We start from the raw sequence: 23,948 nt of genomic DNA, 5'->3' as shown, positions 1-23,948 counted from the left end.
CCGGAAGCAGGGGCGCGCGATCGAAGTTGCAGTGCAGCATGATCCCGCGCGGAGCAAGACGTCTGCCGCGTCGGGTGGCTTCGATCAGGCCGCTCAGGCGGCCGTGTTGGTCTCGTCGCGCTTCTCGCGGGGCGGCAATGGCTCTTCACCATGCACCTGGAACCAGATGTTCTCGGCGATGTTGGTGGCGTGGTCGCCGATGCGCTCGATGTTCTTGGCCATGAACAGGAGATGCGTGCACGGCGTGATGGCGCGTGCGTCTTCCATCATGTAGGTGAGCAGTTCGCGGAACAGGCCGGTGTACTGCGCGTCCAGGTCGGCGTCGCGTTCGCGAATCTTCACCGCCACTTCGGCGTCGTTGTCGCGATAGGCTTCCAGCACGTCGCGCACCTGCTGCGCGGCGAGCGCGCCCAGCGCGTGCAGGCCGCGGGTGTGCGGCAGCGGCGGCGCTAGGTTGAGCGCGATCGAGCGCTTGGCGACGTTGGCGGCATAGTCGCCGATGCGTTCGATGTCGGAGACAACGCGCAGGGTGGAGAGGATCTCGCGCAGATCGCGCGCCAGCGGCCCGCGCAGGGCGAGCGTCATGGCATCGTGGCTGATCGTGCGCTCGAGCGTGTCGATCTCCTCGTCGTTGCCGATGATGCGTTCCGCGGCGCGGTCGTCGCGTCGCTCGACCACATCGAGCGCGGCCTCCAGTTGCGCAGTGGCCATCTCGCCCATGCGCAGGACGTCGCTCTGGATGCGGCGGCGTTCTTCGTCGTAGCTCTTGACGATGTGGTCGTGGGGCTGGGTGCTCATGTGGGTTCTCGGATGCGTTTCGATGAATGCTGAGGTTGTCGTCTGCCGATCGGACATCGGCTAAGCGCGATTCCTCACCCAAATCTGCCGGTGATGTAGTCTTCGGTCTGCTGCTTGGTGGGGTTCGAGAAGATCGTCTCGGTCGCGCCATGCTCGATCAGATCGCCCAGGTACATGAAGGCGGTGAAATCGGACACGCGCGCGGCCTGCTGCATGTTGTGGGTGACGATGGCGATGGTGTAATCCACCTTCAGCTCCTCGACCAGCTGCTCGATGCGGCTGGTGGAGATCGGGTCCAGCGCCGAGGTCGGTTCGTCGAGCAGCAGGACGCTCGGCTTGAGTGCCACCGCGCGCGCGATGCACAGGCGCTGCTGCTGGCCGCCGGAGAGGCCGAGCGCGCTTTGCGAGAGCTTGTCCTTGACCTCGTCCCACAGCGCGCCCTGGCGCAGCGCGTGCTCGACGCGATCGTTCATTTCCGACTTCGACAGCTTCTCGTGATGACGGATCGCGTAGGCGATGTTCTCGTAGATCGTCATCGGGAACGGCACGGGCTTCTGAAACACCATGCCGACCTTGCTGCGCAGACGGTTCATCGGGTACTTCGGCGAGAGGATGTTCTCGCCGTCGAGCAGCACCTCACCGGTCGCCGTCAGCTTCGGATACAGCGCGTAGATGCGGTTGAAGATGCGCAACAGCGTGGATTTGCCGCAACCCGAAGGGCCGATCAACGCGGTGACGCGCTTCTCCGGAATCTCGAGGTTGATCGACTTCAGTGCGTGGAACTTGTCGTAGTAGAAATCGAGGTTGCGCGCCGCGATCTTGACCGGTGCCGCCGCGGGCTCGGTCGCGCGCGATTGCGTCGCGATCCTGCGGGGGGCGGTGTCTTCGATGTGGTGGAGATCGTTCATGGGGAAGTTCCGGATGGATCGTGCGGATTAGTCGTGCGAGATGCGCTTGCGCAGCAGTAGCGTGCGCGCCCCGAGGCTGACCAGCAGGACGAAAACGGTGAGCACCAGCGCGCCGGCCCAGGCTAGCGTGCGCCAGTTGTCGTACGGGCTGCCGGCGAACTGGTACATCACGACCGGGACGCTGGCCATCGGTTTGAAGATGTTGTTGCTGTCGTAGAGATTGCCGAAGGCGGTGAACAGCAGTGGCGCGGTCTCGCCGCTGATGCGCGCCAGCGCCAGCAGGATGCCGGTGACGATGCCCGCCGAAGCGCTGCGGTACAGCACCTGGATGATGACTTTCCACTGCGGCACGCCGAGCGAGAGCGCGGCCTCGCGCATCTGCGCCGGTACCAGCCGCAGCATCTCGTCGGTGGTGCGCACCACCACCGGCAGCACGATGAAGGCCAGCGCGATCGCGCCGGCGAGCGCGGAGAAGTCGCCGCCGGCCAGCTGCATCACCACCAGCGTGTAGACGAACAGGCCGAGCACGATCGACGGTGCCGACAGCAGGATGTCGTTGACGAAGCGCACCACCGTGCCCAGCTTGCGCGCGTTGCCGTATTCGGCGAGCCAGGTGCCGGCGGCGATGCCGAGCGGCGTACCGATCAGGATGCCCATCGCGCACATCAGGAACGAACCCTTGAAGGCGTTCATCAGGCCGCCTTCTTCCATCGGCGGCGGGGTGATCTCCGTGAACAGCTTCCAGTTGATGCCCTGGATGCCGCGCGACAGCAGCGTCCACAGGATCCAGGCGAGGAAGATCAGGCCGAAGATCGCCGCGACGCAGGACATCGCCAGGGCGATGCCATTGATGATCTTGCGGCGGCCGTACAGTTTGTCCGCGTAACGTTGCTCGGCGGTCAGCGTGGTGGCGTTCATCAGTTGCCCTCCTTGCGCGAGAGCTGCATCAGCATGAAGCGGGCGATGGCGAGCACGACGAAGGTGACGATGAACAAGACGAAGCCAAGCAGGAGCAGCGCGGAGCGGTAGGTCTGCGTCGCCTCGCCGAAATCGTTGGCGATCAGCGCGGCGATCGTGGTGCCGGGTTCCAGCAGCGAGGCCGACAGCGAGACCGAGTTGCCGACCACGAAGGCGACCGCCATGGTTTCGCCCAGCGCGCGGCCGAGGCCGAGGAAGATGCCGCCGATCACCGCCGAGCGCGTGTAGGGCAGCACGATGTCCCAGCTCACTTCCCAGCGCGTGGAGCCGAGCGCGTACGCCGATTCCTTCAATCGCGTCGGCACGGTGAGGAAGACCTCGCGCATCACCGAGCTGATGAAGGGAATCACCATGATCGCCAGCACGAAGCCGGCGGTGAGAATGCCGATGCCGAGCGGTGGCCCCTGGAACAGGCGGCCGATCACCGGCAGCGTACCGAGATTGTCGTTGAGCCAGGGTGTGACGTATTCGGTCATCACCGGCACCAGCACGAACAGGCCCCACATGCCGTAGATGATCGAGGGAATGCCGGCGAGCAGTTCGATCGCGCTGCCGACCGGGCCGCGCAGCCAGCGCGGCGCCACTTCGGTGAGGAACAGGGCGATACCGAAGCTGATCGGCACGCCGATCAGCATGGCAATGATCGCGGTGACGATGGTGCCGTAGATCGGCGCCAGCGCGCCGTACTTGTTCTCGACCGGATTCCATTCCGAGGAATAGAAGAAGCTCAGGCCTTCTTCCGACAGCACGTCGCGTCCGCCCCACAGCATCGACAGTGCCGCGCTCGCCAGCGCCACCAGCACGAAGATGACGGCGCCGGTGAGCGCGTAGCGGAAGAAGCGATCGTTGCGCGCGTCGCGGATGTCGCGCCCGGTGGGCGCGATTTGTGCGGAAAGGGTGGTGGCGTTCATGTCGTGCGTATGCCCTGCGACTGCTCTTTCCCGCTGTGGTGGGGATGTTGTGTCTTGCCGTCATGGCCCGCGTCGCGGGCCAGGATCATCCCTTGAACTCGGACGCCCAGTACGCCTCGATCTGCTGCACCAGTTCCGGCGGCAGCGGCACGTAGTCGAGCGACTTCGCCTGGTCCTGGCCCTGCTCGTAGGCCCACTTGAAGAACTCCAGCGTGTGCTTCGAACGCGCGGCATCCTTGGGCTGCTTGTGCATCAGGATGAAATTGGTGGCGGTGATCGGCCAGGCATCCGCGCCGGCGGCGTTGGTGATCACCAGGTTGAAGTCCTTGGCGTTCTTCCAGTCGGCGGACGCGGCGGCGGCCTGGAACGATTCCGCGCTCGGCTGCACGAAGTTGCCGGCGGCGTTCTGCAGCGCCAGGTAGGTCATCTTGTTCTGCAGCGCGTAGGCGAGTTCGACGTAGCCGATCGAACCCTTGATCTGCTGCACGTAGGAGGCCACGCCTTCGTTGCCCTTGCCGCCGACGCCGCCCGGCCACTGCACCGAGGTGCCTTCGCCGACCTTCGCCTTCCAGTCGGCGCTGACCTTGGACAGGTAGTTGGTGAAGTTGAAGCTGGTGCCGGAGCCGTCCGAGCGATGGACGATGTTGATCTTGGTCGAGGGCAGCGTCACGCCCGGATTCGCGGCGGCGATGGCCGGATCGTTCCAGGTGGTGATCTTGGCCAGGAAGATGTCGGCCAGCAGCGCGCCGGTCAGGCGCAGCTTGCCGGATTCGATGCCTTCGAGATTCACGACCGGCACGACGCCGCCGATCGCCGACGGGAACTGGCCGAGTCCTGCGGCCGCGAGTTCATCGCTGGGCAGCGGCTTGTCGCTGGAACCGAAGTCGACGGTGCCGGCCTTGATCTGCGCGATGCCGCCGCCGGAGCCGATCGACTGGTAGTTGACCTTGTTGCCGGTGGTCTTGTTGTAGTCGGCCGACCATTTGGAGATCAGCGGATAGATGAAGGTCGCGCCGGCGCCGGTGATCTCGGCGGTGACTTTGTCGCCGCTCTGCGCGGCGCCCGCGGCGGGCTCGTTGCCGTTCGCGGCTGGCGCCTGATCGCCGCCGGGCTTGCAGGCCGCGACGAAGAGCAGGGTGGAGAGGGTCAATGCGGCCAATCGGACCGGGGCGAGGTTCATGGGCGACTCCGAGAGGTAGCCGGCCAATGGCCAGCGGTTGTCGATATGAAATGATGTTTTTGTTACAACCAAATGACGAACGAGACGGGCGGCACCGGGACGGCGAAAACGGCCTGAAATGCTCAGTCCCACGGCGGAGTCGCCGCGATCGGTGATTCAGCGGCACACTGGGCTTAGGGCGCTCTGCCGGGCGCCCCCATCCAGGGACGCCTCATGCCGTTGTTCGATGCCCATACCCTGATCGCCTATCTGGCCGCCGCGGTCGTACTGGTGCTGATGCCGGGGCCTGGCACCGCCTGGATCGCGGCCAACGCCGCCGGCGGCGGCATGCGCCGCGGCGTGCATGCCGGGCTCGGACTGGAGACGGCGACCCTGCTGCATGCCGTTGCCGCCGGCCTCGGCCTGTCGGCGCTACTGGCGACCTCGGCGCTGGCGTTCGAGGTGATCAAGTATTGCGGCGCGGCCTATCTGATCTGGCTCGGCATCAAGGCCTGGCGCAGCGGTGGCGATGTTTCCGGCACGGAAGAAGAGGCGGTACCGGTCTCGGCGCGCAGCGTTTATCTGCGTTCGGTGCTGACTGGTCTGCTCAACCCCAAGGTGGCGCTGTTCTTCCTGGCGTTCCTGCCGCAGTTCGTGCGTCCGGAGCGCGGGATGGTGTGGCTGCAGTTCCTGATTCTCGGCGCGCTGCTGGCGATAGTCGGATTCGCCAACGATCTGTTCCTGAGCTTCGCGGTCGGTCGTTTCGGAAGCCGTTTCCGCGGTGGTGCCGGACGCTGGCGTCAGCGCCTGACCGGCACGGTGTTCATCGCGCTCGGCCTGCGGCTCGCGGCGCAGCAGCGCGGCTGACTCCCCGCAAAAAAAAGCGGGCCCGAAGGCCCGCATGGTCATGGAGAGGACCCACAGGAGAGAGCATCAGTAAGACATGTTCTGCGACCAGTACGCTTCGATCTGCTGCACCAGGCTGTCGGGCAGCGGCACGTAATCGAGCGCCTTGGCCTGGGCGTCGCCGTTGGCGTACACCCACTTGAAGAATTCCTTCGCGTCCTTGGCACTAGCCGCGTTCTTCGGCTGCTTGTACATGAGGATGAAGTTGGTGGCGGTGATCGGCCAGGAGTTCTCGCCAGCGGCGTTGGTCATCACCAGGTAGAAGTCCTTGGCGTTGGCCCAGTCGGCGCCCGCGGCGGCGGCCTGGAAGGTATCGTCGCGTGGCTGCACGAAGTTGCCGGCGGCGTTCTTCATGCGCGTGAAGGTGAGCTTGTTCTGCAGCGCGTAGGAGAACTCGACGTAGCCGATGCCGCCCTTGATCTGCTTCACGTAGGCCGCGACGCCCTCGTTGCCCTTGCCGCCGATGCCGATCGGCCATTTCACCGAAGTGCCTTCGCCGACCTTGCTCTTCCAGTCCGCGTTGACCTTGGACAGGTAGTTGGTGAAGTTGAAGCTGGTGCCCGAGCCGTCGGAGCGATGCACGATCGTGATCTTGCTGTCGGGCAGCGTCACGCCGCCGTTGAGGGCGACGATGGCCGGATCGTTCCACTTGGTGATCTTGCCGAGGAAGATGTTGCCGAGGGTCTCGCCGTCGAGCTTCAGCGCGCCCGAGGCGATGCCCGGCACGTTGATCACCGGCACCACGCCGCCGATCACCGACGGGAACTGGGCGAGGCCGGACTTGGCCAGGTCATCGGGCTTCAGCGGCGCGTCGGAGGAACCGAAATCGACCGTGCCGGCCTTGATCTGGGCGATACCGCCGCCGGAGCCGATCGACTGGTAATTCACCTGCTTGCCGGTCGCCTTGGAGTAATCGGACGACCACTTGCTCATCACCGGATAGATGAACGAGGCGCCCGCGCCGGTGACGTCGGCGGCATGGGCGTTGACGGTAAAGGCCGCCGCCAGCGCGAGCGTGGCGATGCGGACGTTGATCTTGCTGAACATGAACGTGTCCCCCGGATGGGATGCAGGAAAGAGGCGGGCGTCGCCCGGCTGTGCACATTCCATAACGGTTTCGTGACAATTTGATGGCAAGGGTGGCCACGCCGACGGTTTGCCCTCTCGAAAGGGCTGCGATCCGATCCGTGACCCAGTTCGTACTGGATTCGTGCTCGCCTAGGGTCGCCCCCAGATGCCATCCGCACCGCGCGGCGTTAGCGTGTGGGAGCCTTCATTTCCGCGGGTTTCCCAGCATGGCAAACGGTGACATTTCCTATGCGGGTCCGAAGTTCAACGACTCGGCCCTGGTCACGATCGACGAAGTGAAATCGGGCGAGGTCAAGCCGCCGGATGGCACGACGCCGTACACGGTCCAGCCCGGCGACAACCTGAGCCAGATCGCCGCCGAGAACGGCTACGGCAATCCGCCGAACATGCAGGCCTTCTACAAGGACAATCCGCAGTACGCCGAACGCAATCCCGACCTGATCTATCCGGGCGAGACGGTGTTCGTGCGTGGCAAGGAGGGTTCGCCCGAGAAGACCGATGCCGCCGCGCGCGATCTGAGCGATACCAAGTCGCAGCCGGCCAGCACCGATTCCCAGGTCACCGGCAAGGAAAGCGCCACGGCCGATGCCGAGGCCAACCTCGATGCCGCCGTCCGTCAGGAGATCGCCGCTGGCGGCGATCCCAACGACATCAAGTCGCGCCTGAAGTCGCAGGATCTTCCCAATGTCAGCGATGCCGACATCGACCGGATCGTGGACGCCGCCTCCAAGCCGGCGAGCGCTTCCAATCCCCTCGGCGGTTCGCGCGAAGGCGCGCCGCTGACGCCGGCCGCCGACGCCAACGCCGCCGCCAAGGCCTACGACGAGGCGCGTGGTCTGCATGTCAGCACCGACAGCCAGAGCACCAACAAACAGAATCAGCTGACCAAGGCGCAGGACGATTTCAAGGGCGCGGTCACCGAGGAATTGGCGCAGGGCACCAGCGCCGATGAGATCAAGGCGCGCTACGGCAACGATCCCGATCTCAACAAACTGGTTGATCAGGTTCTGTCCACCGGGCGCGCGGCGCATCAGGTGTCGGAGGCGCAATCCAGGAGCGCCAGCACCGACAGCCAGGTCACCGGTAAGGAGAACGCGATCGCCGCGGCGAAGATCGATCTGGAGCAGTCGATCCGGAGCGAGCTGGCCAGCGGTTCCAGCCCGGATGCCATCAAGGCGCGCCTGAAGGCCGACGAGCATGTGAAGCTGGATGACGCCACCATCGACAAGATCGTCGATGCCGCCGGCAAGCCGGCGAGCGCGACTAACCCGATCGGTGGCGAAGCCACGCAGAGCGCGCCGCTGTCGTCGGCGTATGACACCAATGCGGCTGCCAAGAGCGTCGCCGATGCTCATGGCAAGAGCGATACCAATGCCATCAGCACCGCCGACACGGCATTCGTGAATGCCGCGAAGCAGGAGCTTGGCGAAGGCGTGAGTGTGCAGGAACTGAAGGAGCGCTACGGCAACGACGCGACCTTGAACAAGCTCATCGATCAGGCGGCCGCGAAGTAAGCGAAGTCATTCCGGCACGCAAACAAAAAAAGAGCACGGCCAGTGGCCGTGCTCTTTCTTTTTGCGGTGCTATCCGGATTGCCGGCAGCGATTACCAATAGAACTGGATGCGGCCTTCGACGATGTTCGGATCGTCGCTGATGCCCTTGCGCTCGCTGCTCACCTTGACGTAGTTCAGGGCGAACTTGAAGTTCGAGCGCCAGTACCAGTTGACGCCGGCGGTCCAGATCTTCTGCTCGCCGCCCTTCACGACACCGTCGTCCAGGTTGATGGTGTCGTAGCGCAGGCCCAGCTGCCACATACCGGCGCTCGGATCTTCCGGCAGGTTGGTGACCGGCACGCCGGCCTTGTAGCCCCAGGTCTCGCCGGAGATGTTCCACACGCCGCTGATGTAGCCGCCATCGGTCTTGTAGTCGTCGAAGCCGTTCTTGCGCTTCAGATTGGCGTTGTAGTACTCGCCCTGCACCTTGAACGGGCCGCTGACCCACAGACCTTCCACGCTCCAGATGCCGATGTCGTCGGCGAAGAGCAGATTGCCGCTGTCGACCAGGCGCACCGGCGCCAGGTCGGCGTTCGGACGCGCGCGTAGACGGAACGTGCTGATACCGTTGACGTCCTGGGCATCGTAGGTCACGTAGGCCGCGCCGAAGTGCAGGATATTGCCGGTCTCGTTGATCGGTGCCCAGGTGCCGCGCAGGCCATAGCCAGAGCCTTCACCCAGATTGCGCGTCAGTTCGCGTCCGAACACGCTGCCGGTCAGGCTCCAGTTGTTGTCGCCGTAGCTGTAGGCGATACCGGTGCGGCGGGCAACCGCATACGTGTTGGTGACCGCGGCCTTGGAGATGAAGTCGTTGAAGCGGGTGCTGGACAGCTCTTCCATGCTGTTGGGCTGCTTGTACTGGCCCACCTGCAGGTAATGGTTGGCGTTGCCACCAATCTTGTACTTGATGTTGACGTCCAGCCACTTGCCGCTGCTGACGACGTCGGAGCCGACCTTGGTCGTGTCGTCGTTGGACGGATTGGTCACGTTCGCCGTCTTGTTGCTGCTGGCGTCGTAGCCGAGGGTCCACTCGAAATTGCCGGGGCCTTTGCCCTTGAGGATGATCTCGGCACGGCGGATGCCGAACTCGCTGTTCTTGCCGTTGGAGCCGGCGCTGGCGGCGCCGCCGCTGGAACCGCCGCTGTTGAGATCGAGAACATCGTTGTCGTACCAGTTGCCTTCGGCCTGGACCAGGCCTTCGAAGCTGACTTCGGAGCCGCCGATGACGTCGAGAGTGATTTCAGCGTGCGCCGCGGGCGCGGCGACGGCTGCCAGCAAGGCAACCGCGAGGGTGGAGCGGGAGAGTTTCATGGCAGGGCCCTGGGGCGTGGAGAGACGCCGCGCAGGTTATGGCGTGAATATTTCGTTGAGATGACAGCCGGCACGGGACGCAACACACGCCATCCTCAAGACTCTCGTGTCGAGTTTGCGTTTCGATGACCAAGTGATGACGAGGCCGAACCCGGCGGGCCGGCAATCGTCAGAAGGGGCCCGTCTTCACCCGCTCACCGGGAGTCTTGTCGGGGAACCGGCACAGATCCCGGATCACGCACTGCGGGCAATCCGGCTTGCGTGCCTTGCATACGTAACGGCCGTGCAGGATCAGCCAGTGGTGAGCGTCCTGCCGATATTCGGCCGGCACCACTTTCAGGAGTTTGTCCTCGACCGCGCGCACGTCCTTGCCCGGCGCCAGCCCGGTGCGGTTGGAGACGCGGAAGATGTGGGTGTCCACGGCGATAGTCGGCTCACCAAAGGCCGTGTTGAGCACCACGTTCGCGGTCTTGCGGCCGACGCCGGGCAAGGCTTCCAATGCCTCGCGCGTGCGCGGCACTTCGCCGCCGTGCTGCTCCAGCAATTGCCGCGACATCGCGATCACGTTCGCGGCCTTGCCGTTGAACAGGCCGATGGTGGCGATGTAGCGCTTCAGACCTTCCTCGCCGAGCGCGATCATCTTCGCCGGTGTGTTGGCGACCGGGAACAGATGCCGCGTGGCCTTGTTGACGCCAACGTCGGTTGCTTGCGCCGACAGGATTACCGCGACTAGAAGTTCGTACGGCGTGGAGTAAACGAGTTCGGTAGTTGGTTTTGGATTGAGTTCCGCCAGCCGCGAGAACAGTTCGCGGACTTCGTCGGGTTTCAACGTTTTGCTGCGACGATTTGCTGCGGTCTTGGATGCGGTCATGGCTTGCTTGCCGCCTTCGCCTTGGCGCGTGCCAGCGCCGCCGCTGCCGCGGGTGGTAGCGAGGGTGTTCGTGGATCAGCATGAGCGCGCGCGGGCGCGCGCCGCGCCGCGCGTTCGGCTTCGCGGCGTTGCAGACGTGCATTGCGTGCGTGATAGCGGTCGCGCGCTGCCCAGGCGTCGGTCAGTCGCCGTTGCGTCGCACGAATGCGCGCGGAATCCAGCGCGGCTTGCGCATCGTTGGAATCGCAAGCGGGGCAGGGCACGTACTGCATCAAGCCGGCATCGATAGCGGCATCCACGTCGTCGGTATCCAGCAACCGGATCAGCCGCGCGCGCAGTTCGCTATCGCAGCCGTCAACGTGATCCGGTTCGGCGGGAGCGGACATCGAAGTTTCAGCGCCCGTGGAATTCCGGCTTCCGCCGTTCGAGGAACGCGGAAGTGCCTTCGCGCATGTCGTCGGTGGAGAAGATCAGGCCGAACTGCGCGGTCTCGTATTCCAAGCCTTCCTCGAGTCCGGTCTCGCCGCCGTGGATGATGCAGTCGAGGATGCCGCGCAACGCCAGCGGTGCCGCCGTCGCCAATTGCGTGGCGAGCTTCATCGTCTCCGCGTCCAGTTCCGCCGCCGGCACCACGCGATTGACGATGCCGAGCTGATGCGCGCGCGCGGCATCGATCGGTGCGCCGGCAAGACACAGTTCGAGTGCCGCGGCGCGGCCGGCCAGCCGCAGCAGGCGCTGCGTGCCGCCGAATCCCGGGATCAGTCCGAGATTGATCTCCGGCTGCCCGACCTTGGCGCTGTCGGCGGCGATGCGCAGATGGCAGCACATCGCCAGCTCCAGGCCGCCGCCCAGCGCGAAGCCGTTGATCATCGCGATCACCGGTTTGGGCATGCGCTCCACGCGCCGCATCATGCGCTGACCGCGCTGCGAGAAATCGCGCCCCTGTACCGGCGTCAGGCCGGCCATCTCGGCGATGTCTGCGCCGGCCACGAAAGCCTTCGGGCCCGCGCCGGTGAGCACCACGACCCGCACGGCCGCGTCCTCGGCGGCGGCGTCGAAGGCGGTGTGCAGGGCGTCCAAGGTGGCCGCGTTCAACGCATTCAGTTTTTCCGGACGGTGCACGGTGATGACGCGGACGCCGTCACGGTCGGAGATCAGCAGGGGCGAATCGGACATAAGAGCCTGTATTTGGGTGGAAAATCCGCACGGAACGCGCGGGCTCGGAATTTTCGACGAACCCGCCATTCCAAGGAACTTGTCGGGCCGGCGAGGGTCGTAAGGGCAGTCGTCAGTGGCGATTCAGCCCGGCGGCAGGTATCCTACCCCGTCCAAATGGGGCGGTTCGACCGCCCCAAGTCTTGTTGGCCCATCCACGGAATTCCTGGAGACTCATCAGCATGAAGTTGCGTTTGCTTGCCGCTGCCCTCGCGGCTCTGACCCTGACGGCCGGCGTTGCCTCGGCCCAGGACACCACCTCCGAGAAAGGCAAGCTGAGCTATGCGATCGGCTATGACATGGGCAGCAACGTTGCCGATCTGGTCGAGAATGGCGAAGCCGTCGATATCAACACCGTGATCAAGGCATTGCAGGACGCCTACGGCAAGAAGCAGCCGGCGGTTCCGGTCGATCAGCTGCGCACCGTGGTCAAGAGCATGCAGGACCGCCAGCTGGCCAAGGCCAAGGCCGCGTTCGAGAAGGTTTCGGCCGAGAACAAGACCAAGAGCGATGCCTTCCTGGCCCAGAACAAGGCCAAGCCCGGCGTGAAGACGCTGCCGAGCGGCGTGCAGTACCGCGAGATCAAGGCCGGCAGCGGCGCCAAGCCGACCCAGGCCAGCGAAGTGACGCTGCAGTACAAGGGTTCGCTGTCGGACGGACAGACCTTCGTCGACACCGCCAACCCGCCGCAAGGCCAGAAGGGTGGTCCGGTGAGCCTGAAGGTCAGCCAGATTCCGCTGACCGGTCTGCGCGAAGCGCTGACGCAGATGACGCCCGGCGCGAACTGGGAAGTGGTGCTGCCGGCCGCGCAGGCCTACGGCAACACGCCGCAGTCGCCTGTGGGTCCGAACCAGGCCGTCGTGTTCAACGTCACGCTGGTCAGCGTGAAGTGACTTGAACGCATAGCGTTCAAGTCATCCCCGCGCAGGCGGGCATTAAATGACTTGCTGCTGATCTATTGCGCCGGCTAATGCCGGCGCAATTTTTTTGGCACTCGTTTGCCGCTGCGAATGTTGGGAAAATCCTCTGCTGCCATCCTTGGCGAGACTGTTCTGCTTCGGAATGTCCGGCCCGGCCATCCCTGGCCGGGCGCGTAAAGCCCTCGCCACGCCGACAGCGTGGCTCGATGTCGCCGCAGTCGATGCCGATAGGGCATCGACTACACGCGGCTCCTCACCCGGCGTAATTTTTTCCCGTATCCTCACTTCTGCAATGACAGCCCTGCCTCTCAATACCCCAATCCGTGCGATTCCGACGCCATGCATCGGAGTATGCACGCTCGACGAGGGCGGGTTCTGTCACGGGTGCCATCGCAGTTCCGCGGAGATCACGCGCTGGCTGCAGATGAGCGACGACGAGCGCCTGCATCTGATGCGCGTCGTGTTGCCACAGCGCGGAGCCACGCGCACATGATGATGACGGACGATTCGCTCATGGAGATTCCGCTGCAGCGCATCGAACGCGCCCTGCATCCATTGCAGACGGCACCGTCCGGCGACGCCTGGAACCGCAGCGAGATGATCGATCTGCTGCTGCCGCTCGAGAGCGACAAGCCCGCCGATGCCGCGGTGCTGGTTCCGCTGATTCCGCGCGACGGTGTCTTGCAGGTATTGCTGACGCGGCGCACCGATGCGCTGCGCCACCATGCGGGGCAGGTCAGCTTCCCGGGTGGTCGCATCGAATCCGCTGATGCCGGTCCGGCCGCCGCCGCCTTGCGCGAAGCGCAGGAGGAAGTCGGCCTCGCGCTGCAGTTGGCGCGGCCGCTCGGGTATCTCGATCTGTTCGACACCATCACCGGATTCCGCGTGCTGCCGGTGGTGGCGCGTATCGATCCGTCCTTCGTCGCCGTGCCGCATCCGGACGAAGTCTCGGATGTGTTCGAAGTGCCGCTCGACTGGTTGATGACGCCGGAGAATCTCGAACTCGTCGAAGTCGAATATCGCGGGCGGAAGCGTCGCGTTCCCGAGTTCCGTCGTCCGCCCAGCGCGCCGACGCAGCGCATCTGGGGTGTGACGGCGGCGATTCTGTACAACTTCCGGCAACGCCTGGAACAAGTCGGCGAGCAGGCGAGCGCATGACCGCGATCTGGACAACATTGGCGCAGGCCGAAGCCCTTGCGGATGCGCTCGGTCGCGACGATCTGGTCGTCTTCGATACCCGCGCCTCGCTGGCCGCGCCCGGTGCGGGTGAAGCCGCGTACCGGCAGTCGCACGTGCCGGGCGCGCTGTATGCGCATCTTGATCGTGATCTGTCGGATTTCAGTTCCCCGCATGTATCTGGCGCGGGCAGACATCCCTGGCCGGACGTCATCGCGTTCACGGCATGGCTGGGCTCGCGAGGCGTGACGCCGTCGCATCAGGTCGTCGCCTACGACGACGGCGATGGCGCCTATGCGGCACGGCTATGGTTTTTGCTGCAAGCATTGGGCCACGAACGCGTCGTTGTGCTCGACGGCGGTTGGTCGCGCTGGAACGCGCAGGGGTTGCCGGTGGATACCGCGATTCCCGAGCCTGTGCCGCGGACATATCGCGCGGCATCAGAGGCTCGATTCGATCGTGATCGGTTGCTCGATGCCGAGGCCGTGCAAGCGCATCTGTCGCAAGGCGGCCTGTTGGTCGATGCGCGCGCGGCCGAGCGCTTTCGTGGTGAAGTCGAGCCGATCGACCGCAAGGCCGGGCACGTGCCGGGCGCGGTGAATCGGCCTTATGCGCGGAATCTTGTCGAAGGCCGTTTCAAATCCCCGGAACAATTGGCCGAAGAGTTCGCGCAATTGTTTGAAGGGCATGCGCCGCGGGATGTCGTGGCGATGTGCGGCTCCGGCGTCACCGCCTGCCATCACCTGCTGGCGATGGCGCATGCGGGACTGACGGGAGCGAAGCTCTACACGGGTTCATGGAGTGGTTGGATCGAAGAGCCTTCGCGTCCGATTGCCACGGGTGAAAAATAAAGCTCGTCATTCCCGCCTTCACAAGAATGACGGACAAAACCCGCGCTTCCTGTTGACCGGCTTACTTCCCCAGCTTCGCCACCAACGCACGCAACCCTGCTTGCGTATCGGGATCACTCCAGGCATCGATGAACATGTCGAGATGGATGCGCTCCGGCTTCAGCGCCTCGATCAAGTCCGCGCGCGCGAACGCGCGCGTCTGCAGCATCGGCGAACGCGGCAGCTGCAATAGCTGTTCGAGCCATGCGCGGGCGCGCAGCGGCACCTGTTCGATTTCGGCCAGTTCGTCCACCAGCCCCAATGCCAATGCCCGCTCGGCGCTGACCATCTCGCCCGCGACCAGCAGGCGTTCGGCGCGATAGGTGCCGACCACACGGCGCATCAGCTGCTGAATGCCTTCGGGAGCCGCCAGACCGACGCGGGTTTCGTTGAGGCCGATCTGAAACGGGCGATCCGGCGAAGGGCTGTTCGCCATCACCCGATAATCGCAGCACAACGCCAGCACACAGCCACCGGCCGGCGCATGACCGGCGATCGCAGCCACGACCGGGATCGGGCTTTCGGTCAGCGAGCGGGCCGCGGTGAAGAAACTTTCCCAGGCCGCTTTCAGCGCCACCTTGTCCTGCAGGCTCAGCAGGTAGGGCACGTCGAGTCCGGCCGAGAACACCTTGGGACCACCGGCGAGCACGAGGCCGCCGACGCCGTCGCTCACCGCGCGCGCGACCGCGTCCGCCAGCGCGGTGCACAACTCGGGATTCAAGGCATTCACCGGCGCGCGCGCCAGACGCAATTCGCGGATCTGGCCGTGGTCAGTGCTCTCGATCAGTGCGGTCATGCGCGGTATCCAGCGTTCGTTGCGGGGAGGGCGTTATCATAGGGGTATGAAGCGCATCCGCCACCTCCTGTTGTCCGCATCCGTCCTCTTCATGTTCGTCTCGGCCCCGGCATTCGCTCGCGACTGTCAGCCGCAGGTGCGTGAGGGCTGGGTGAGGCTCGGTCCCGCCGGCATGCCGATGATGGCCGGCTTCGGGCGCATCGAGAATCGCTGTTCGGTGCCGGTCACGATCACCGGCGCCAGCAGCCCTGCCTTCGGCAGTGTCGAGCTTCACGAGACGCGCCTGGTCGACGGCGTCAACCGCATGCGTCCCGTGCCCGAGCTGCGTATCGCCCCGGACAACTCGGCGGTGCTCAAGCCGGGCGGCATGCATCTGATGCTGATGAAGCCGCATGCGACGCTGCAGGCCGGCAGCAAGGTGGTGGTCGAATTCGAACTGTCCGGCGGCGGCAAGCTGCTCGGTGAATTCGAAGTGCGCAAGCCCAACACGCCTTGACGTTTCCGGGAACGAAAGCAGTTCTCTTTCCGTGCTTGTGATGCGCGGAATATTTCGCGTCATCGGGATGAGCGGCGCGTCCCAAACCGCATGAAACATCTCGCACGTGCGGGATGCTGACGGCATACTCGCCTCCGGCTCGGCCGTCGGGAGGTGTCATGAACGCACTGAAACGAAGTCTGTGGTGCCTGTGCTTTCTGGTCGGCGTGATGTCCACAAACGTTTCCGTAAGTGATCGGGATACGGAGAAGCTCGTGATCGGCAAGCAGGGGTTGCTGGAACCGGGAGTCGCGCTATTCCTCCCGAAAGATGTCACCGATTATCCGGCGACGCTGGCGCTGACGAAGAAGCCCGAGATCAAGCTCGCTTTTCCCGAGGCATGGGACATCATGCCGGTGTTCGAACGCCGCGACGGCAAGACGCGCGTCCGCGTGGCGGTGCCGCCGGATACCGATTTCTACGGCACAGGTGAGGTCACCGGCCCGCTTCGTCGTAACGGCCGCAGCATCAAGCTATGGAATACCGACAACTTCGGCTACGCCGATGATGATGGCCGTCGTCTGTATCAATCGCATCCCTGGGTGCTGGGTGTGCGCAAGAACGGCACCGCGTTCGGCGTGTTGTTCGATACCACGTGGCGTGCCGAGCTGACGACCGGCGATGCGATCGAATTCGTCAGCGACGGTCCACCGTTCCCGGTGATCGTGATCGACGACACCGGACCGCAGGCGGTGATGAAGAAGCTGGCGCACCTGATCGGCACGATGCCGATGCCGCCGCGCTGGGCATTGGGATACCAGCAATCGCGCTGGTCGTATTTCCCGGACAGCGAAGCGCTGCGCATCGCCGACGAATTCCGCAAGCGCAGGATTCCGGCCGATGTGCTGTGGATGGACATCGACTACATGGACGGTTTCCGCGTCTTCACCTTCAGCCCGAAGCATTTCCCGGACCCGAAGCGGTTCAACGCCGATCTGCGAGCGCGCGGCTTCCATAACGTATGGATGATCGATCCCGGCGTGAAGTCGGATCCGGGCTACACGGTCTACGACAGCGGCACCGCGCAGGACGTGTGGGTGAAGGACGCGAAGGGCGGCAACTATCAGGGGGAAGTCTGGCCGGGCATGACCGTGTTCCCCGATTTCACGCGTCCGCGGACGCGTCAATGGTGGTCGGGTCTGTATCGCGACTTCATGGCGCAGGGCATCGATGGCGTCTGGAACGACATGAACGAGCCGGCCGTCTTCAACGTGCCCGATCACACCATGCCCGTCGACAACCAGCATCGCGGCGGCGGTGAACTGGCGCCGGGGCCACACCTGCAATACCACAACGTCTATGGACTGCTGATGGTGCAGGCCACGCGGGAAGGCATCATGGCGGCCAATCCCGATCGGCGTCCGTTCGTGCTCACACGCTCGAATTTTCTCGGTGGGCAGCGTTATGCGGCCACCTGGACCGGTGACAACACCTCGTCGTGGGAGCATCTGAAGCTGTCGATTCCGATGTCGATCAATCTCGGTTTGTCGGGACAGCCATTCAGCGGTCCGGATGTCGGCGGCTTCGGAGGCGAGGCCGAGGCGGATTTGTGGGCGCACTGGATCGCGGTGGGCGCGTTCTATCCGTTCTCGCGCGGTCACGCGATCAAGGATGGGCCGCGCAAGGAGCCGTGGGCGTTCGGGCCGAAGGTCGAGAAAACCGCGCGGATCGCGATCGAGCGCCGTTATCGTCTGCTGCCGTATCTCTACACGCTGTTCCATGAGGCGTCGCTCACCGGCGTGCCGGTGATGCAGCCCGTCTTCTTCGCCGATCCTCGCGATCTTGCCTTGCGCGGGGAGGAGCAGGCATTCCTGCTGGGAAGCGATCTGCTGATCGTGCCGCGCTGGGCGCGGAAGCCGAAACTGCCTTCCGGCACCTGGAGAAAATTCTCGCTGGTGGATGGCGATGCCAGTGATCCGTATCAGGCGGAGCTGAAGCTGCGTGGCGGCGCGATCCTGCCGCTGGGCAGGATCGTGCAGCACACCGGCGAGGAATCGCTGGATCCGCTCACGCTGCTGGTCAACCTCGACGACAAGGGTGTCGCGGAAGGCCAGCTCTATGAAGACGCGGGCGAGGGATACGGCTACCAGAAAGGCGATTACCGCCTCACCACTTATCGCGCTGAAGTCAGGGATGGCGCGGCGCACGTGACGATCGCGCGTGGCGAAGGCGCACGCGCGCGGCCAAAGCGCGACGTGGTGGTGCAGGTGCTGACCGATGCGGGGATGTTCAGCGCCAAAGGCGAGGAGACGAGCGGCATCGTGGTGCCGCTGTCGGGAGCCGCGAAGAAATAATGCATCGCCCCGGGGAGCGAAAGCAGCTCATGCGCCGATGGCTGCTTTCATCCCTGTCCGCCCGTCATGACGGGCTCCGGCGTTCGCGAGAACCTCAACGCTCCGCGGCCGCGCGCACGATCTCGGGCAACGGCGTCGGCCGTCCGCTGCGACGATCGATCCACACCATCACCACGTGGCCGTCCGCGTACAGCGTGCTGCCGTCCTCGCTGACGATGGTATGGCTGATGGTCAGGCTGCTGTTGCCCACGCGCTCCGCGTAAAGCTCCACCGCGACGCTCGCCGGGTAGGGAATCGGCACGCGGTAGTTCATCTGCACGGCGGCCAGCAGCGGCGCGGTCTCGTCCACCGACCAGTTGTCGTAGAACGAGTCGAACCAGCGGATCCGCGCCTCCTCCAGGTACGTCATGAAGTTGGAGTTGTTGACGTGGTTGAACGCATCTAGATCGCGCCAGCGCAGCTCGATCGGCAGGCGGAACAGCGTCTTGCGGTTGTCGAGGCTCATCATGCGGCGGCGGCTTTCTTGCGCGAAGGTTTCTTGTTGTTGTTCTCCACGCCGAGCATCTTGGCGAGGAACTGTCCGGTGTAGGAGCGCGGCTCGCGTGCGAGATCTTCCGGTGTGCCCTCGGCGAGAATCTGGCCGCCGCGATGGCCGCCCTCCGGGCCGAGATCGACCACCCAGTCGGCGGTCTTGATCACGTCGAGGTTGTGCTCGATCACCACGATCGTATTGCCGTCGTCGCGCAGCTTGTGCAGCACGGTGAGCAGGTGCTCGATGTCGTGGAAGTGCAGGCCGGTGGTCGGCTCGTCGAGGATGTAGAGCGTGCGGCCGGTGTCGCGGCGCGAGAGTTCCTTCGACAGCTTGACGCGCTGCGCCTCGCCGCCGGAAAGCGTGGTGGCAGGCTGGCCGAGCTTGATGTAGCTCAAGCCCACGTCCATCAGCGTCTCGAGCTTGCGGGCGAGCGCGGGCACCGGCTCGAACAGCCTCAGTGCGTCCTCGACCGTCATCTCGAGTACGTCGTGGATGCTGTGGCCCTTGTAGAGGATTTCCAGCGTCTCACGGTTGTAGCGCTTGCCGTGGCAGACATCGCAGGGCACGTACACGTCGGGCAGGAAGTGCATCTCGACCTTGATCAGGCCGTCGCCCTGGCAAGCCTCGCAACGGCCGCCGCGCACGTTGAAGCTGAAACGGCCCGGCGAGTAGCCGCGCGCGCGCGATTCCGGCACTGCCGCGAACAGTTCGCGCAGCGGCGTGAACAGGCCGGTGTAGGTGGCGGGGTTGCTGCGCGGCGTGCGCCCGATCGGCGACTGGTCGATGTCGACGACCTTGTCGAACAGATCGAGACCCTTCACTTCACGATACGGCGCCGGCTTGTGCGAAGCGCCGTTGATCTCGTTGGCGGCCAGCGCGTACAGGGTGTCGTTGATCAGCGTCGACTTGCCGGAGCCCGACACGCCGGTGATGGCGGTGAACAGGCCGGCGGAAATCGTGAGATCGACGTCCTTCAGATTGTTGCCGGAGGCGCCGAGCAGCTTGAGCTGCATTTTCGGCTGCGCCTTGTGGCGCAGAGCCGGCACCTCGATGCGGCGCTTGCCGCTGAGGAATTGTCCGGTGACCGAACGCGGCGCTTTCAATACTTGCGCGTAGCTGCCTTCGGCGACGACTTCGCCACCATGCACGCCGGCACCGGGGCCGATGTCGACGATATGGTCGGCCAGGCGGATCGCGTCCTCGTCGTGCTCGACCACGATCACGGTGTTGCCGAGGTCGCGCAGGCGCGTCAGCGTGCCGAGCAGGCGCTCGTTGTCGCGCTGGTGCAGGCCGATGGACGGCTCATCGAGCACGTACATCACGCCGACCAGTCCGGCGCCGATCTGCGAGGCGAGACGGATGCGCTGCGCCTCGCCGCCGGAGAGCGTGTCGGCCTTGCGTTCCAGCGTGAGGTAGTCGAGGCCGACGTCGACGAGGAAGCTCAGGCGCTCGCGGATTTCCTTGACGATCTTGGTCGCGATCTCGCCGCGCCAGCCCGGCAGCTTGAGTTCACCGAAGAAGTTGAGTGCTTCGTCGATCGGCAGCACCACGATCGAGGGCAATGCACGATCGGCGACGAACACGTTGCGCGCGGAACGGTTGAGGCGCGCGCCGCCGCAGTCGGGGCAGGGGCGTTCGCTGATGTATTTCGCCAACTCCTCGCGCACCGCGGCTGATTCGGTCTCGCGGTAGCGGCGTTCGAGGTTCGGCAGGATGCCTTCGAACTTGTGCTTGCGCTGGTATTTGCTGCCGCTGTCGCTGAGATAGGTGAGGTTGATCTGCTCGTTGCCGCTGCCGTACAGCACGATCTGCTGGATCTTCTCCGGCAGTGCCTGCCACGGCGTATCGACGTCGAACTTGTAGTGCTTGGCCAGCGACTGGATCATCGAGAAGTAGTAGGCGTTGCGGCGGTCCCAGCCGCGCATCGCGCCCGCGGCCAGCGACAGTTCCGGGTGCGCGGCCACGCGGCCCGGATCGAAGAACTGGCTCACGCCGAGGCCATCACAGGTCGGGCAGGCGCCGACCGGCGAGTTGAAGGAGAACAGGCGCGGTTCCAGCTCCGGCAGCGAATAGTCGCAGACCGGGCAGCTGTATTTGGAGGAGAACAGCAGCGGATCCGCTTTCTCGTCGTCGAGCGAATGCACCGCCGCCATGCCGTCGCCGAGCTTGAGCGCGGTCTCGAAGGATTCGGCCAGGCGCTGCTTGATGTCCTCGCGCACCTTGAAGCGGTCGATGACGGCCTCGATGGTGTGCTTCTGGCGCAGGGCCAGCGGCGGCACGGCGTCGATTTCGTGCAGCTGGCCGTCCACGCGCACGCGCACGTAGCCCTGCGCGCGCAGCTGCTCGAGCACCTGCGCGTGCTCGCCCTTGCGCTCGCGGATGACCGGCGCCAGCAGCATGTAGCGTTTTTCAGGATCGAGAGCCAGGACCTGATCGACCATCTGGCTGACCGTCTGCGCCTCCAGCGGATAGCCGTGGTCGGGGCAGCGCGGCAGGCCGACGCGGGCGTAGAGCAGGCGCAGGTAGTCGTAGATCTCGGTGATGGTGCCGACGGTGGAGCGGGGGTTGTGCGAGGTCGACTTCTGCTCGATCGAGATCGCCGGGGACAGGCCCTCGATATGGTCGACGTCCGGCTTCTCCATCACGCTCAGGAACTGGCGCGCGTAGGCCGACAGCGACTCGACGTAGCGGCGCTGGCCCTCGGCATAGATGGTGTCGAAGGCCAGCGACGACTTGCCCGAGCCGGACAGGCCGGTGATCACGATCAGCTTGTCTCGCGGCAGGTCGAGATCGAGGTTCTTCAGATTGTGGGTACGGGCTCCGCGGATGCGGATGGTGTCCATCGCCATCGGGTGGGGGATCCGGTTGGGCTGTGCCCGGGGCGGCCGGGCGGGAAGGGCGGCAGGAAGCAATCGATCAGCCTACCGAGCCGATGATTTGGGGGCAAATCAAAAGATTGCCAGTCTCGGAATGGGGCGTCTCACTGGCTGAGACCCGGCCGTCCGGGCCCCTGCCGGACGGGGCGGGAGAGGGGGCGGGCCGGGTTGACCGTAACTCGCTGAATCCCATACAATTCCGCTTCTGTTCGCCCTCGATGGCGGGCAGCGACCACAATAACTACAGAGGAAGCTTGGTCATGTACGCAGTTCTAGTCACTGGCGGTAAGCAATACCGCGTGATGAAGGGCGAGACGATTCGCGTCGAGAAGCTCGACGCCGAAGCGGGCAAGGAGATCACGTTCGACAACGTGCTCATGCTCGGCGACGGCGAGGGTGTCACCCTCGGCGACGCGCTGAAGGGCGCGACCGTCACCGCCACCATCAAGTCCCACGGCCGCGCCGACAAGGTGCGCATCGTGAAGTTCCGCCGCCGCAAGCACCATCGCAAGCAGATGGGCCACCGGCAGCACTACACCGAAATCGAGATCACCGGTATTGCCGGTTCCGGTAACAAGTAAGGAGTCGCAGTCATGGCACATAAAAAGGGCGTAGGTTCCTCGCGCAACGGCCGCGATTCCAACCCGAAATACCTCGGCGTGAAGATCTATGGCGGCCAGGTGATCGAGGCCGGCAACATCATCGTGCGTCAGCGCGGCACCCAGTTCCATCCGGGCATGGGCGTCGGTCTCGGCCGCGACCACACGCTGTTCGCGCTGGTCGACGGCAAGGTCGAGTTCTCGACCAAGGGTCCGAAGAAGCGCCGCACCGTCAGCATCGTTTCGGCGTAAGGATCGTTGCTGTTGCGCAAAGAACCCCGCTGCGGCGGGGTTCTTTGTTTTTGTTCGCCATTCCCGCGAAGGCGGGAATCCATGTCGATCAGCTCAGATGAGATGTCATGCTCAGGACAGAATCCGAGCATGGATTCCCGCCTTCGCGGGAATGACGAACAAGGGCGAAAGCGATTAGCCTTTCCAGTTCCGATTCCTCACTTCTCCGCCACTTCACCGAACACTGCGACAATCTCCCCATGAAACTCGTCGACGAAGCTGAAATCACCGTGACCGCTGGCAACGGCGGCAACGGCTGCGTCGGTTTCCGTCGCGAGAAGTTCATTCCGCTCGGCGGCCCCGATGGCGGCGACGGCGGTGATGGCGGCAGTGTCTGGCTCGAGGCGTCGGAGAACCTCAATACGCTGGTCGATTTCCGCCACCAGAAGCAGTTCCGCGCCCAGCGCGGCGAGAACGGCATGGGACAGCAGAAATACGGCAAGGGTGGCGAGGACATCACCATCGTCGTGCCGATCGGCACCGTGGTGACGAACGTCGAGACCGACGAGGTGATCGGCGACCTCACCCGTCATGGCGAGCGCCTGCTCGTGGCCAAGGGCGGCAAGGGTGGCCTCGGCAACATGCATTTCAAGAGCTCAGTGAACCGCGCGCCGCGCAAGGCGCTGCCGGGATTGCCGGGCGAGGAGCGCACGCTCAAGCTGGAACTGAAGCTGCTGGCCGACGTTGGTCTGCTCGGCTTCCCCAACGCCGGCAAGAGCACCTTCATTCGCGCGGTGTCGGCGGCGACGCCGAAGGTGGCGGACTATCCGTTCACCACGCTGTACCCGAATCTCGGCGTGGTGAGCGTGGAGCCGCATCGCAGCTTCGTGATCGCCGACATTCCCGGGCTGATCGAGGGCGCCGCCGATGGCGCCGGACTCGGCAGCCTGTTCCTGCGTCACGTGCAGCGCACGCGGCTGCTGCTGCACCTGGTCGACATCGCACCGATGGAAGGCGTGGTCGACGCCGATCCGGTCGAGCAGGTGCGCGCGATCGAGCGCGAGCTGCGCAAGTACGATCCGGCGATGCTGGAGAAGCCGCGCTGGCTGATCCTCAACAAGGCCGATCTGATGTTCGAGGACGAGGCGCGGGCGCTCGCGCAGGAGATCGTGACCGCGCTCGGCTGGGATCAGCCCTGGTACCTGGTCTCGGCGATCGGGCGCGAGGGCACCTGGCCGATCATGCTGGACGTGCAGGCCTTCTTCGATCGTTTGCGCGAGGAAGCGCGCGAAACGGAGCAAGCCGCTGAAGGCGACGTCGGCGAAAGCGGAGCCGACAAAAGCGGAGCCGCCCCTGATGCGGTCTGAGCCGCGGGCAACAAAAAACCCGGCCGAAGCCG

21 protein-coding genes and 2 pseudogenes are annotated in these 23,948 nt (G+C 64.8%); 10 read left to right on the top strand and 13 right to left on the bottom strand.

The genetic code is table 11. The features are described from left to right. Positions 1-93: 93 nt before the first annotated feature. The 5 genes from phoU to pstS (LG367_RS14495) all read right to left on the bottom strand — a co-directional run bounded on the left by phoU (position 94) and on the right by pstS (LG367_RS14495) (position 4,775). Positions 94-798, bottom strand: coding sequence for a phosphate signaling complex protein PhoU (phoU, locus tag LG367_RS14515; protein ID WP_226469979.1), 705 nt, complete (start codon positions 796-798; stop codon positions 94-96). 74 nt (positions 799-872) lie between these two features. Next, positions 873-1,706 (bottom strand): phosphate ABC transporter ATP-binding protein PstB, encoded by an 834-nt coding sequence (gene pstB, locus LG367_RS14510; protein WP_226469978.1) that lies wholly within the window; start codon positions 1,704-1,706, stop codon positions 873-875. Positions 1,707-1,733: 27 nt separating this feature from the next. After that, positions 1,734-2,624: a phosphate ABC transporter permease PstA gene (pstA, locus tag LG367_RS14505; RefSeq protein ID WP_226469977.1), complete on the bottom strand. Its 891-nt coding sequence runs from the start codon at positions 2,622-2,624 to the stop codon at positions 1,734-1,736. Continuing rightward, on the bottom strand, positions 2,624-3,595 hold the full coding sequence (gene pstC, locus LG367_RS14500) for a phosphate ABC transporter permease subunit PstC (RefSeq protein ID WP_226469976.1): 972 nt from the start codon (positions 3,593-3,595) through the stop codon (positions 2,624-2,626). The genes pstA and pstC overlap by 1 nt, the downstream gene beginning before the upstream one ends. A gap of 85 nt (positions 3,596-3,680) precedes the next feature. Then, positions 3,681-4,775, bottom strand: a complete 1,095-nt coding sequence (pstS, locus tag LG367_RS14495; RefSeq protein ID WP_226469975.1) for a phosphate ABC transporter substrate-binding protein PstS — start codon at positions 4,773-4,775, stop codon at positions 3,681-3,683. Positions 4,776-4,988: 213 nt separating this feature from the next. Between pstS (LG367_RS14495) and LG367_RS14490 the strand changes: the two genes are divergently transcribed. Beyond that, positions 4,989-5,621 carry a LysE family translocator gene (locus LG367_RS14490; protein WP_226469974.1) on the top strand — a complete coding sequence of 211 codons (633 nt, stop codon included), beginning with the start codon at positions 4,989-4,991 and terminating at the stop codon, positions 5,619-5,621. A 66-nt stretch (positions 5,622-5,687) separates the two neighbouring features. Here LG367_RS14490 and pstS (LG367_RS14485) read toward each other — a convergent pair whose 3' ends face one another. Next, positions 5,688-6,707: a phosphate ABC transporter substrate-binding protein PstS gene (pstS, locus tag LG367_RS14485; RefSeq protein WP_226469973.1), complete on the bottom strand. Its 1,020-nt coding sequence runs from the start codon at positions 6,705-6,707 to the stop codon at positions 5,688-5,690. Positions 6,708-6,955: 248 nt separating this feature from the next. On the opposite strand from pstS (LG367_RS14485), the gene LG367_RS14480 reads away from it, so the two are divergent. Beyond that, positions 6,956-8,263: a LysM peptidoglycan-binding domain-containing protein gene (locus LG367_RS14480; RefSeq protein WP_226469972.1), complete on the top strand. Its 1,308-nt coding sequence runs from the start codon at positions 6,956-6,958 to the stop codon at positions 8,261-8,263. Positions 8,264-8,354: 91 nt separating this feature from the next. Here the strand turns inward: LG367_RS14480 and LG367_RS14475 are convergent, their stop codons facing one another. The 4 genes from LG367_RS14475 to LG367_RS14460 form a co-directional block, all read right to left on the bottom strand. Further along, positions 8,355-9,614, bottom strand: coding sequence for an OprO/OprP family phosphate-selective porin (locus LG367_RS14475; protein ID WP_226469971.1), 1,260 nt, complete (start codon positions 9,612-9,614; stop codon positions 8,355-8,357). A 169-nt stretch (positions 9,615-9,783) separates the two neighbouring features. Then, positions 9,784-10,485, bottom strand: a complete 702-nt coding sequence (nth, locus tag LG367_RS14470; protein ID WP_226469970.1) for an endonuclease III — start codon at positions 10,483-10,485, stop codon at positions 9,784-9,786. Continuing rightward, entirely contained in the window at positions 10,482-10,871 is a 390-nt protein-coding gene (locus LG367_RS14465; RefSeq protein WP_226469969.1) for a hypothetical protein, read from the bottom strand. The genes nth and LG367_RS14465 overlap by 4 nt, the downstream gene beginning before the upstream one ends. Positions 10,872-10,878: 7 nt before the next feature. Beyond that, a complete protein-coding gene (locus LG367_RS14460; protein ID WP_226469968.1) occupies positions 10,879-11,661 on the bottom strand; it encodes an enoyl-CoA hydratase/isomerase family protein in 783 nt (260 codons plus the stop codon). A 221-nt stretch (positions 11,662-11,882) separates the two neighbouring features. Here LG367_RS14460 and LG367_RS14455 point away from each other — a divergent pair, with 221 nt between their 5' ends. From LG367_RS14455 to LG367_RS14445, 3 genes and pseudogenes are all read left to right on the top strand, one after another. Continuing rightward, positions 11,883-12,593 (top strand): FKBP-type peptidyl-prolyl cis-trans isomerase N-terminal domain-containing protein, encoded by a 711-nt coding sequence (locus LG367_RS14455; RefSeq protein ID WP_226469967.1) that lies wholly within the window; start codon positions 11,883-11,885, stop codon positions 12,591-12,593. A gap of 319 nt (positions 12,594-12,912) precedes the next feature. Then, a pseudogene (locus tag LG367_RS14450) lies at positions 12,913-13,778 on the top strand (NUDIX hydrolase). Continuing rightward, a complete protein-coding gene (locus LG367_RS14445; protein WP_226469966.1) occupies positions 13,775-14,647 on the top strand; it encodes a sulfurtransferase in 873 nt (290 codons plus the stop codon). Before LG367_RS14450 ends, LG367_RS14445 begins: the two are co-directional and overlap by 4 nt. Positions 14,648-14,708: 61 nt before the next feature. Here the strand turns inward: LG367_RS14445 and LG367_RS14440 are convergent, their stop codons facing one another. After that, a complete protein-coding gene (locus LG367_RS14440) occupies positions 14,709-15,482 on the bottom strand; it encodes an enoyl-CoA hydratase/isomerase family protein (RefSeq protein ID WP_226469965.1) in 774 nt (257 codons plus the stop codon). A gap of 46 nt (positions 15,483-15,528) precedes the next feature. Between LG367_RS14440 and LG367_RS14435 the strand changes: the two genes are divergently transcribed. Continuing rightward, positions 15,529-15,978, top strand: coding sequence for a copper chaperone PCu(A)C (locus LG367_RS14435; protein ID WP_226469964.1), 450 nt, complete (start codon positions 15,529-15,531; stop codon positions 15,976-15,978). 158 nt (positions 15,979-16,136) lie between these two features. Continuing rightward, positions 16,137-18,311 carry a TIM-barrel domain-containing protein gene (locus tag LG367_RS14430; RefSeq protein WP_226469963.1) on the top strand — a complete coding sequence of 725 codons (2,175 nt, stop codon included), beginning with the start codon at positions 16,137-16,139 and terminating at the stop codon, positions 18,309-18,311. 94 nt (positions 18,312-18,405) lie between these two features. On the opposite strand, the gene LG367_RS14425 is transcribed toward LG367_RS14430, so the two are convergent. Together LG367_RS14425 and uvrA are read right to left on the bottom strand one after the other, a co-directional pair. Further along, complete coding sequence (locus tag LG367_RS14425) at positions 18,406-18,819, bottom strand: acyl-CoA thioesterase (protein WP_226469962.1); 414 nt, start codon at positions 18,817-18,819, stop codon at positions 18,406-18,408. A 2-nt stretch (positions 18,820-18,821) separates the two neighbouring features. Next, positions 18,822-21,692: pseudogene (gene uvrA, locus LG367_RS14420) on the bottom strand (excinuclease ABC subunit UvrA); the annotation flags it as partial. 287 nt (positions 21,693-21,979) lie between these two features. Between uvrA and rplU the strand changes: the two are divergent. The 3 genes from rplU (at position 21,980) to cgtA (ending at position 23,916) form a co-directional block, all read left to right on the top strand. After that, positions 21,980-22,300, top strand: a complete 321-nt coding sequence (gene rplU / locus LG367_RS14415; protein ID WP_226469961.1) for a 50S ribosomal protein L21 — start codon at positions 21,980-21,982, stop codon at positions 22,298-22,300. A 12-nt stretch (positions 22,301-22,312) separates the two neighbouring features. Beyond that, positions 22,313-22,570, top strand: a complete 258-nt coding sequence (rpmA, locus tag LG367_RS14410; protein WP_226469960.1) for a 50S ribosomal protein L27 — start codon at positions 22,313-22,315, stop codon at positions 22,568-22,570. Positions 22,571-22,809: 239 nt separating this feature from the next. Continuing rightward, on the top strand, positions 22,810-23,916 hold the full coding sequence (gene cgtA / locus LG367_RS14405; protein WP_226469959.1) for an Obg family GTPase CgtA: 1,107 nt from the start codon (positions 22,810-22,812) through the stop codon (positions 23,914-23,916). Positions 23,917-23,948: the final 32 nt, after the last annotated feature.

This window comes from Luteimonas panaciterrae, from assembly GCF_020511115.1.
GTDB classification, from domain to species: domain Bacteria; phylum Pseudomonadota; class Gammaproteobacteria; order Xanthomonadales; family Xanthomonadaceae; genus Luteimonas; species Luteimonas panaciterrae.
This window is presented reverse-complemented; position numbering and strand designations above follow the sequence as displayed.